The sequence below is a fragment of the Campylobacter sp. TTU-622 genome, assembly GCF_016598965.1.
Taxonomy (GTDB): Bacteria; Campylobacterota; Campylobacteria; order Campylobacterales; family Campylobacteraceae; genus Campylobacter_D.
Genome location: NZ_JAENKR010000244.1, coordinates 1 through 299, shown reverse-complemented (window position 1 = coordinate 299; position 299 = coordinate 1). Strand labels below are relative to the sequence as shown.

Sequence of the window (299 nt, the reverse complement as noted above, 5' to 3'; positions counted from 1 at the left end):
ACAATGGTGAGGCTATTTATCTTGGTAATACTGAGATTACTACTTTTACTAATAGTGGGACTATAAGTAGCAATAGTGGTCATGGGATCAACATAGCTAGTGGAACAACTATAGAAACTTTTACTAATAGTGGAACTATACAAGGCGGTAATGGTAGTAGAAAAAATGGAATAAATATAGCTGGTTCTACTATAAATACTTTAACCAACAGCGGAACTATAACAGCTATAAATACTGGTGTTAGTATTTCAAGTGCTAGTATTCAAACTTTTACTAATGAGAAATTGATAAGTAGTGAT

Annotated in this window: 1 pseudogene; it reads left to right on the top strand. The window is 32.1% G+C overall.

The window, feature by feature from the left end:
- Positions 1 to 299 (top strand): annotated as a pseudogene (locus tag JG677_RS08685) (hypothetical protein); the annotation flags it as partial.